This is a genomic window from Nostoc sp. JL34, assembly GCF_017114945.1.
Classification (GTDB): Bacteria; Cyanobacteriota; Cyanobacteriia; order Cyanobacteriales; family Nostocaceae; genus Nostoc.
The window spans coordinates 123677-133764 of the sequence record NZ_JABXKQ010000014.1; the positions used below are offsets into that span (position 1 = coordinate 123677).

Here is a 10088-nt window from a genome sequence, read left to right on the forward strand (position 1 = left end):
TACGGTCAGCTATTCAACTGTTGCTATTGTTCCCGTGATTTACGATGAACTAACATGGTTGAAGGTTCCATTACAATTTTTTTAGAAATTAACTGTAAGGGTTTTATTGGATACAGTATTACTGAACTTAATCGGCTGCTAAATTTTTGATTGAACCAATAGCTATTTAAATCCACAGCTAGGCTTTCATATTTCAACTACTTAGTTAATATTTCAACCTTGATGGGTTTTGATAGTAACTTTTGCAACACAGTATAAACATCCTTCAGTGAATGTCATCTTTATAATTGGCATAGTCACATTTACATGGCTACGAAAGTAATATCCTGACGATTTACCAATTTTTTCTAAGGATTATTCAGGTATAAGTAGAACTAATAGATATCGGATAAGTGATTAGTATTAACGGCAAAAATACTATCAACACGGAGATAGAAGACGCAAAGAGTATGTGATGCATCCTCTTCCGTGTCAGTCTTAACCCGTCAACTTTAACTTGACAGACTACTAACTAATAGTTGTACTCCGGCTTGATATCTCGCAGCATCAGTTCATCAAGTGCTTGTCGGGGTGTGATTTCGCCTTGAAGTAACCGATAAACTTGCTCAGTAATTGGGACTGCGATGTTTTGTTGCTTGGCTCGTTGCATCAAAACCTGGCAGGTGTTCACTCCTTCAGCAGTTCCTTGTAAATTTGCGAGAGTTTCTGTAAGTGACTTACCACCAGCTAGCTGATAACCGACTTGGTAATTGCGACTTAAGGGACTATTGCACGTTGCTAACAAATCTCCTAGACCTGATAAACCATAAAATGTTTCCGTCTTTGCACCCCAGTTGTTGCCGATGCGAACCATTTCTGTAAGTCCACGAGTGACTAAAGCCGCTTTGGCATTGGTTCCCAGTTGTAAACCATCACACACACCAGCTGCGATCGCAATCACATTTTTCAGTGTTCCCCCCAGTTCCACGCCCAAGGGGTCGGGATTGGTATATACCCGGAAACGATGAGAAGAAAATACTAACTGCACTACTTCCGCAGCCGTAGGGATGTTACTGGCTACCACCGTGGCTGCTGGTAATTCCATTTGAATTTCTTTCGATAAATTAGGCCCAGACAAAACAACCACTGCATGGTTAGGGAATATTTGTTGCCAAATTTGTGAAGGCGTGCAAGTGGTTTGGGGGTCTAAGCCTTTCGTCGCTGTCACAAAAATTGTCTCTGGAGAAAGAGGGGAAGACTCAACTTGGGAAGCAACATCTCTCACACCAATCATTGAGATAGCGGACAGGATTATTTGGGCATTTGTTAAAACTGCTTCCAAAGTTTGAGAACCTTGACGCGACCACACGCGCACCTGATGACCATTTGCAGCGGCGAGATTTGCTAGAGATGCACCCCAAGCACCCGCACCCAGAATTGCAACGGAAAGTTTTGTGTTGGAGTACATCTGCTCACTCATAACTCCTAATTCCTAACTCCTAACTTTCGAGCGTGGGTAACGTTCCATCAATTCTCTGACTTGTTCTGCATGATATGAGCTTCTTGTCAATGGTGAAGAAACAACTTGTAAAAATCCGATTTCTTCACCAAATGCCTTCCAAGCAGCAAATTGTTCTGGGTTGATAAATTCATTTACTTGCAAGTGTTTTTGACTGGGTTGGAGATATTGCCCAATTGTCAAAATATCGCAATCGACAGTTCGTAAATCTTGCATGACTTGGCGAATTTCGGCATCAGTTTCACCGAGTCCAACCATGATCCCGGATTTAGTGTATGTGCTAGGAGAAACTTGGCGAGTGCGCTGCAATAATTCTAATGTGCGATCGTAGTTTCCTTGGGGACGCACGCGGCGATACAGGCGTGGGACAGTTTCCGTATTGTGGTTTAATACCTCTGGCGCAACTTGTAGAATCAACTCTAGAGCATTCCAATTGCCGCATAAGTCAGGAATTAGCACCTCAATTGTGGTATTGGGTGAAACAGAGCGAAGCGCATTAATACAGGCTACAAACTGAGACGCACCACCATCAAGCAAGTCATCTCGGTTTACAGAAGTGATTACCACATGATTAAGTTTCATGCGGCGAACAGCTTCCGCTAATCGTGCAGGTTCCGTGGGGTCTAGTGGTTGGGGTTTTTTCTCAAAATCAATATCGCAGTAGGGACAAGCACGTGTACAAGCTGGGCCCATAATCAAAAACGTGGCAGTCCCAGCGTTGAAGCATTCACCAATATTCGGACAGGACGCTTCCTCGCAAACTGTATTGAGGGCTAAATCCCGCAAAATTTCTTTAACGTTACCGATACGCTCACGCCCAGGTGCTTTTACCCGCAACCAGTCTGGTTTTACAGTCACAATCCGCTTTTACCATTAGAGTTATACAAATTTAATCGTAGCAAGCAAAGCCTTTGATGAAGTGATCATATATAGATGTAATTCTGATATTTGGCACAAGTTGTGATATTCTTATATTTACAATGCCATTTTTATGGCGGGATGTGGCGCAGCTTGGTAGCGCACTTCGTTCGGGACGAAGGGGCCGCTGGTTCGAATCCAGTCATCCCGATTTGTTGTCGAATAACTAATTATTTGTCGTCGTTAACAGATTAATGTCGTTATTAACGAATTAATCTCGCTATTAACAAATTAATGTCATTAAAGTTGCTCTTGCAACCGTTAACAAATTAATGTCGCCGACTGTCTTTTTTGGAGCTGGTTCAAAATCAAGCTTCCCCAAAGTCTAATATAAACTTCATCCAAGTTTAAACCTGTGGTGTTTGCAATATTGCTTGAAAAGCCTATATACCAAGAGCTATATGTATCAACAGGCTGTTTAAAAACCTCCGTTTTCAAGATGGACGTGGTTTAACTGCAAATATTCAGGATAATCCCGAACGAAGTGCGCCTTTCAACCCTCTTAAATAAAGTTGTAATGATGAAAAATTTTTCAACCCACCCCTAGCCGGGATGGTTGTTGAAACCTGAAACTATTACTGAGAAAGAATTCAGAAGCATTACTTTCAACCCACCCCTAGCCGGGATGGTTGTTGAAACAAAGCCGCCTTCGGATGCACAGCAGCTAAATATGCCTTCTTTCAACCCACCCCTAGCCGGGATGGTTGTTGAAACTTGCAGGTCTACAGAGCTTGGTTTGACGAATCAGTTTACATCTTTCAACCCACCCCTAGCCGGGATGGTTGTTGAAACCTTCAATGCCCAAAATTAAAATTACAGCGCTAAAGCCTTTCAACCCACCCCTAGCCGGGATGGTTGTTGAAACTCGACCCGTCTAGCACCCTTGTTTTGCAAGCTGTCCACAAACACTTTTGTCAGGTCTGCTTTGAAGCATGTCCAACTGAAAATTCAAAAACTAAATTAACTGACAGTCTGATTTCTGAATTTAGTGCTGGACAAGGGTTTTCAGTTTTTGGCGGGAGTCCAGGGATTTTGCCCACGCTTTGCCTTGCCAAAAAATATTTGAGAGGGTTCCCCCGACGAAGAGGGTGATTCAGTAACCACCACTGCGGTAAACCGCACCGTTACGAAAACGGCTAGGGCAAAAAGCCTTACTCTTTATTGCTGGGAGCGCACCTGTCCCTATTTTGCTATCCTTGTATAAACTTCTTTTTTCGTCGCTGAACAGGTCGGAAAATAATTGGTTTATCCAAGTTACAAAAAAAGGCATATCCTGTCTAGTTAAGCTAGACAGCAGCATCAAGAGCGGGCAGTTACCAGGGTCAGAAAGCATAACAGTCTTCCAACTGTCAAACTAACCCAGATTTTTCGCAATACAGAGGCTGTAAACAGTATGAATTGCGGCGCTGTTATTTTTCATATTAAGTTTTCAAGGTTCAGTATTTTATTTAGATTGATGAAGTAATTCTGCATTGATAAGCAAATAAGGCTAAATCCCGTGCTTGCTCTTGTGGACTACCTCTAATTGCTTGCTGTTGTGTTTCAATAGAGATTCCAACTTTTGTGGCTTGATTTTGGATATTCTCAATCAATCTTCCATAACTCCAGTTATGTACTTGTCGCCGATACTCTTTGGCGTAATTTTTTTGACCTTCGATAAAACCGGGTATTTTTTTCTCAGCTTTGAAGAGAACTTCGCTTTGAATAATTTCCCGCATATCCCCAAGCTTTGGTATAACAATACTTCCAGCAGAGTATACTTTTGCAATTTCCACAATTTTTGTGGCTAGTAACCTGTCTAAATATTGTCCTAACTCGGATTCGCCAAAATCGTTTGGCGCAAACTGTTTTTGAGATTTGTGACGTTCGTGAGAAAAGCGTTGTTTTTGCTGTCGTTGACGGTTAAGTAAGTTGTAATTATCACCTAGTAGCTGCTTAACGCTGCGATAAACGAGGACTTTGTTATTAGCTGCATCAAAAACAGCAATGGTTACAGGTTTTTCTAAACCAAGGCTAACACCAACTAGAATATTCGATTTCCCTTCATATAAGGGTTTACTGGGACGAGGAAAGGGTGTATTAATTCTAGCAAGTGTAGATTGTTTACGGATGACATCATCTTTCTGTTGAGGTTTGAGTTCGCCTTTCTCTTCGGCTTTTACTAACTTATTCTTAATATTTGCTGTTTTTTCTTCAATAACTTGTTGAGTTCCTTCAACAGTCCACATGCGAGTATCAAGAGAGCAAAAAAGAACTAAACGGTGTACGTTCCAAGGTTTTCCTTTACCTTCTTGCTCTAACCAAGATATTCGTCCAGTACGTAAAGTAAATAAGCTACTGGAATGTTGTTTTTTACCTTTACGTTTAGTTTCTTGGTCTTCTAGAAAGCGATGAAATAAATGAAGGTGTCTTTTGTCACAATATAGTTCAAACTTAAGCTTTCCCAACCCGTTAAAACAAACAAAAAGTCTTTTCTTCTCGTTGATTTCCCATTTCATGTCCTCAGTAGTTTCATAAACTACTGGGAAAGGAACAGAACTCGATTTTCTTAAAAGGTTGGCTTGCCACGATTTAGCTTCCTTTTCATCTTGGGCAACTTGCTGAACTGCTTGTTCTAGGGTCTCTAGCCATTTTTCACCAGTTAAATCTCGTCCTTTAGGAACTCGGCTTGTTAATTGGATTTTCAGCCGTTCAATTTCTATTTCTTTTTTTCGTCTTTGTTTGGTGTATTGTTCGAGGTCTTCTTCAACAAAACTTACCTGACAATTATTTTTCAGGAGGTAGACTAAGGCACATCTTGTCAGAGCATCTTCTGTTTGACGATAAGCTTCAAATAGACGGCTTGGTTTAATAGTTACAACTTTATCTGGTCTATCAGCTCTTTCATCTTTAGGCTTCCTGCTTCTTCTGCCTCTCACCTTATGATTTGTCTCATGAGTTTGATGTGTTGCAAATGAAGCTAATATTTTAGTTGATTTTATTCTGATATTTTCTAAACTTGATTTACTTTCTTGTTCAAGTTCTACATCAGTTTTGAGCATTTCTAACCATCGCTCTTTCCCTTCAATTTTAAGCTGTCGTCGCCTATTTAAAGCCAACCAAGATTTGTATATATACGTGACTAAGGTTATTGCAGACGTATAAAAACGACCTGGTTGACCTATAAATGGTTCTTGGGTTTTGAGAGAATCACACAATTCTTTGATCGCAGTTTTGGGAACTTTTGCAGTTTTAACCCACATCTCGAATTCAGAATGTTTTCCTAATCGTTCCAATATTTCATTGACTAAGGGCGTATTTTTCTCTGCCATGAATTCCCAAAGATGGCGGAGGGTTTCGTCATCTGCAACTAGACGACATTGAATCGTGATCACGCTCATAGATGCACGTAAGCATTGTTGTAATCAATAACCCAATTTAATTATGAGCTTAATAACGCAATAGCGCAAGAGCTAAATAGCGCAAATACATTTTTGTTAATATACTGTGCAAAAATTAAGCCCGGACAGGGACTTGGTGCTGGGATGACTGAAGAAACACGAGAAGTTAGGGGAAGAATCCCTAAAGAGTTAAAAATTGCATTTGAGATTGCCTGCGCTCGTTTGGAAGTAACCCAGACGGCAGCGTTGGAAGATGCTATTAAGGATTGGTTGAAAAAACAAGAGTCTGCATCTGCTGAGAAATAGAGTTGGCTTGGAAGTGTTGACTCTATTGCTAATCACCTAATATTTGGTGATGATTTCTGGATCTAGCCTGTAACTATTCCCATTACATAAATCTCCATCAGTATCCTCAACTAATTCAAGGCTTAAATTTTTGCCCATAGCTTTCCCAATTAGTTCCATTAATGCTTTTGCTCTTACTTGGAAAAATATTTCAAAGTCGTCGTTGCGTAAAATTTCTAGTTTGATGCCATGCGATCGCATTATTTCATCCAAGCTAGCTACCGCAGTTCCATGTAGCTCGAACTCTTTGAGGTAAGCCGAAGGTGCTTTGCTACCGATTCTTTTATTGGTTTTGGCACTTAGAGGCGTGCGATTAACTAGGCAGTTATATTTTTTGGGGTCAATGCCTTGTTTGCGACACCATGCTACCGGGAAGATGTGGTGCGAATCGATTTGTTCTTCAAAATAAACAACGTCGTTAATTTCCTCGCCTGTAATCCAATCTACTGCGCCTTCACGCCGTAGTAATGCCGCAAATCCTGATAAACTGCGCCAAGTCGCTTTCTGACGCTAAGAAGTCGTTCAAACGAGAAATTTGCTTGTGTGATACCAAAGGGAACGGAATCACCTTCAATCCATGCTGGTACTTCGACAATATCACGTCCAGCTTGGGAATCGTGCCAGTGGGTATAAATTTCACCAAACATTCCGCACCACAGCCAACGCTCTAACATGGAACGTACTTGAAACGAACGAGAGCGATCGCCAATAATGGTTAAAATTGCACTCAAGGCAACTAACTGGATAGGGCAAGCAATATCATCAGCATCAAAGATTTTTTGACCGCGTAGAAAACGAGCGGCTTCTTCAAAACCTTTGTTAACGGGGCCAGCCCATATTTGGTATTCTTCTTTTGTTAGTTTTAATACTTCTGTACGACCGCAAGCAACACCAGGCAATTTATCTAAATTCCAACCATGTTTAGCTGCTTCGATTCTTCGAGCGTAACCAGCTACTAAGGTAACAGCTTACATAAAATCGGTACTACGAACCTTCCGCAGAACCTTGAATGTCTGAAAGCGATTTTCGCGGTGCTTCCAATCATCTCGAAGGCTAAAATTACCTGCACAGTAACTCGAACTCATTAAATCGAAGAAATTGAGGTCACATCCGGCTGTATTCGTATCCTCAAAAACTTGGCACACCGCCTCTTTCGGTAATGAGTCACGTAGTTGAATTACTGGTATTTGATAATGCTCAAATTTTTTGATGACTTCTAATTCTAAAGTGTCAATTAGTTCGAGTTTTTGAGAGTCGTACTGCCAATATTTAGAAAACTTACTGCGCCATTCAGAGAAAAAGAATACTTTAGATAACGGGAACAAAAGTGCTTCATACTCGTTTTCGAGAGTTGAACAGTCAATAAAATCGCCGTTTCGAGTTCGCATAATTTTCGATTCGGGTAAAGCGATAATGGCGGTTTTGCGGTCATGTTCCGGTTCAAGGCATTTTTGAATATCTAGGTAATACCATTTTTTCGCCAATTTCTGGCTTTTGGGGTCTTTGATAACGACGGGTTGCCCAGATAGCAGCACCATAAAAGAAGTAGTTAATCTTTGCTGACCATCAAGCACAAGCAAATTCGGCGTTTGAATTGCAGCATTTATTACACCATCAAGCATTCGCGGTTTAAATTGTTGATGCTGAGTACCTTGCTGTAACATCATGACTGCACCAATAGGGTAAGCCAGCGATATACTCGCCAGCAAACGACGCACATGGGTATCGTCCCATACCCAATCTCTTTGAAAATCTGGTAGTTGAATGCGTCCAATTTTGATGTCTTTCATGACATCGAATAAGGGATATTTTGTAATATCAAATGTCGAAATCGAATCCATTTGGTGTTCTGCTGTTGCTATCATCGCGCACGTCTAAAACACAATCTGTATGTCAGCCTAAAGAACCCTTGCATTCAGTGCAATGGTTTTTTAGAGTAATTGATAGTGACTAGCGACTAAATTATTCCTGGGTAAAATCTGAAGGTAAATTGATAATTCCTTGAACAACAAGCTGTTTAAATTGATTGATTAAATCAGCCTGTCGTAAAATGCGAGTGACGTATTTTGGTCTGTAGCGAAAATCTCTTCCCCAGTCTTTTACAGTTTTGGGACTTGTCCCGGTAATTTGTGCGATCGCATTAATGCAAGCTTTGCGATAATTACGTCCTGGTTCGTGAGTAACCCAACGACGACAATACTCCATCGGTTCTAGGGGCAACTGACAGAGGATATCAATTTGATGTTTATTTTGGTGGGATTGCCTCCCGGTTTGCATTTTGAGCGTTCGTGAGTTAGTAAGGGTTATAGCAGCAGGGAATTGTGAAGACACCTAGCTACTGCACCCAAAACCCATACTTGCTGACCTCAACTTAAGAAATATCTGCTCTTAGCACAAGTATTTTAGTCACGATTCACGAGTAAATTATTGTTGCGGAAAGTCAGGAGGTAGGACTATTTTTTTGATTTGGTTGAGCATATCAGCCATGCGTAAGATATGCGTTGCATAATTGGGGCGCTTCTCGAAGTTGGAACCCCAATTACCTATAGTTCTTGGACTCAGCCCAGTTGCTTCGGCGAGAGCGGCTATGCAGGCTTTTCTGTACCCCCGATCATCCGGGGACATATCAACCCATCTTTTACAGTATTCCATCGGCTCCAAGGGCTTTTCACTGAGCGCGTCGATTCTATATTCAACCCTTGGGCGAATGATGTCTATGACCTTGCTTGATCTGAGTAACACGTTTACTCACGATTCGTGACTACATTAAAGACATTATGAGCCACGATATATGTAGAAAAGCAATGCGATCGCTGATTATCGCTCAGGTATTATTTGCATCTTGAATAACAAGGCTAATATTATTTTTTTGTGCGTAGACATTACTAGGTGTTAAGTTAGAAAACTAACTAGTAAAATAGCAAGCAATGAGCAATGAAGCTAATACCTGCCGTAAATATGTTGAGCCAAAACTAAGAGATGCAGGGTGGGAAAAAGAGCCTCACGATTATACTGAGCAGTATTACTTCACTAATGGCAAAATTCGCCCCAAAAACAAGCGTCAACCTCGTGGTGAAAGAAAATTTACAGATTATTTGCTGCTATATAACGGAGAATTTCCCTTAGCCGTGGTGGAAGCCAAGCGGAAACATAAAACACCAGATGAGGGACTGGAACAGGCAATAGACTATGCCAATCTTCTAGGGGTGAAGTTTGCTTACTCCACTAACGGAAAAGGAATTGTAGAGTTTGATTTCACCACGGGTAAGCAGTCTGATGTGATGGAATCGTTTCCCAGTCCTGATGAACTTTGGCGGCGACTAACTGGGGAAGCGAAGGAGCAAATTAGAACAGACATAGCAGAAAAACTGTTAACTCCGTTTTATCCAATTCCAGATAAACCACTGCGTTACTATCAACGAAATGCTATTAATGCTGCACTAGCAGCAATTTTCAAAGGTCAAAAGCGCCTACTGCTAACAATGGCAACGGGAACGGGTAAAACTACTGTTGCTTTCCAAATAGCTTGGAAACTGTCAAGTTTGGAGTGGAATATTTCTGGAGAATCTCGTTCCCCTAGAATTCTGTTTTTGGCAGATCGGAATATTTTGGTAGATGATCCCATGAATAAGGATTTTTCTGCCTTTAATCAGGAGAAAATTTACAAAATTCAGGGGGAGGCAAAAAAAGGACGTGACCTCTACTTTGCTATTTATCAAGCAATTGGTGATACACAATATAGCTTTGGACTTTACAGAGAATATAATCCTGATTATTTTGACTTGATTATTGTTGATGAGTGTCACCGAGGTAGCGCCAGGGATGAAAGTAACTGGCGACAAATTCTAGAACATTTTGAACCTGCTTATCAGTTAGGACTGACAGCAACACCCAGCAATTCTCATTATGATAATTGTTATCATTACTTGAAGAAGAGTAAAACTAAC

Annotated in this window: 10 protein-coding genes, 1 tRNA gene and 1 CRISPR repeat array; of the genes, 4 read left to right on the plus strand and 7 right to left on the minus strand. The window is 40.9% G+C overall.

The features are described 5' to 3' along the window. Positions 1-511 precede the first annotated feature (511 nt). Together HWQ44_RS01765 and lipA are read right to left on the minus strand one after the other, a co-directional pair. Positions 512-1447 (minus strand): NAD(P)H-dependent glycerol-3-phosphate dehydrogenase, encoded by a 936-nt coding sequence (locus tag HWQ44_RS01765; RefSeq protein ID WP_292713988.1) that lies wholly within the window; start codon positions 1445-1447, stop codon positions 512-514. Between the two features lie 24 nt (positions 1448-1471). Beyond that, positions 1472-2356, minus strand: coding sequence for a lipoyl synthase (gene lipA, locus HWQ44_RS01770; protein ID WP_292713964.1), 885 nt, complete (start codon positions 2354-2356; stop codon positions 1472-1474). 137 nt (positions 2357-2493) lie between these two features. Between lipA and HWQ44_RS01775 the strand changes: the two genes are divergently transcribed. Beyond that, positions 2494-2567, plus strand: a tRNA-Pro gene (locus tag HWQ44_RS01775). A gap of 378 nt (positions 2568-2945) precedes the next feature. After that, positions 2946-3281: a CRISPR direct-repeat array (repeat unit 37 nt; unit sequence CTTTCAACCCACCCCTAGCCGGGATGGTTGTTGAAAC). Between the two features lie 583 nt (positions 3282-3864). On the opposite strand, the gene cas12k is transcribed toward HWQ44_RS01775, so the two are convergent. Further along, entirely contained in the window at positions 3865-5796 is a 1932-nt protein-coding gene (cas12k, locus tag HWQ44_RS01780) for a type V CRISPR-associated protein Cas12k (RefSeq protein ID WP_292713966.1), read from the minus strand. Between the two features lie 93 nt (positions 5797-5889). Between cas12k and HWQ44_RS01785 the strand changes: the two genes are divergently transcribed. Further along, positions 5890-6102, plus strand: coding sequence for a hypothetical protein (locus HWQ44_RS01785; RefSeq protein WP_193948155.1), 213 nt, complete (start codon positions 5890-5892; stop codon positions 6100-6102). Positions 6103-6138: 36 nt separating this feature from the next. Here HWQ44_RS01785 and HWQ44_RS01790 read toward each other — a convergent pair whose 3' ends face one another. The 4 genes from HWQ44_RS01790 to HWQ44_RS01805 form a co-directional block, all read right to left on the minus strand. Continuing rightward, positions 6139-6354, minus strand: a complete 216-nt coding sequence (locus tag HWQ44_RS01790) for a hypothetical protein (protein ID WP_292713971.1) — start codon at positions 6352-6354, stop codon at positions 6139-6141. 230 nt (positions 6355-6584) lie between these two features. Further along, complete coding sequence (locus HWQ44_RS01795; RefSeq protein WP_292713973.1) at positions 6585-7040, minus strand: hypothetical protein; 456 nt, start codon at positions 7038-7040, stop codon at positions 6585-6587. A gap of 69 nt (positions 7041-7109) precedes the next feature. Continuing rightward, the gene (locus HWQ44_RS01800) at positions 7110-7982 is read right to left on the minus strand and encodes a DUF262 domain-containing protein (protein WP_292713975.1); all 873 of its coding nucleotides are present in this window, start codon (positions 7980-7982) and stop codon (positions 7110-7112) included. A gap of 121 nt (positions 7983-8103) precedes the next feature. After that, entirely contained in the window at positions 8104-8418 is a 315-nt protein-coding gene (locus HWQ44_RS01805) for a hypothetical protein (protein WP_292713977.1), read from the minus strand. Positions 8419-8637: 219 nt separating this feature from the next. Between HWQ44_RS01805 and HWQ44_RS33490 the strand changes: the two genes are divergently transcribed. Both HWQ44_RS33490 and HWQ44_RS01815 read left to right on the plus strand, forming a co-directional pair. Further along, positions 8638-8871 carry a hypothetical protein gene (locus HWQ44_RS33490; protein ID WP_334857689.1) on the plus strand — a complete coding sequence of 78 codons (234 nt, stop codon included), beginning with the start codon at positions 8638-8640 and terminating at the stop codon, positions 8869-8871. 197 nt (positions 8872-9068) lie between these two features. Then, the coding region (locus HWQ44_RS01815) for a DEAD/DEAH box helicase family protein (RefSeq protein ID WP_292713981.1) at positions 9069-10088 on the plus strand (1020 nt) is incomplete at its 3' end.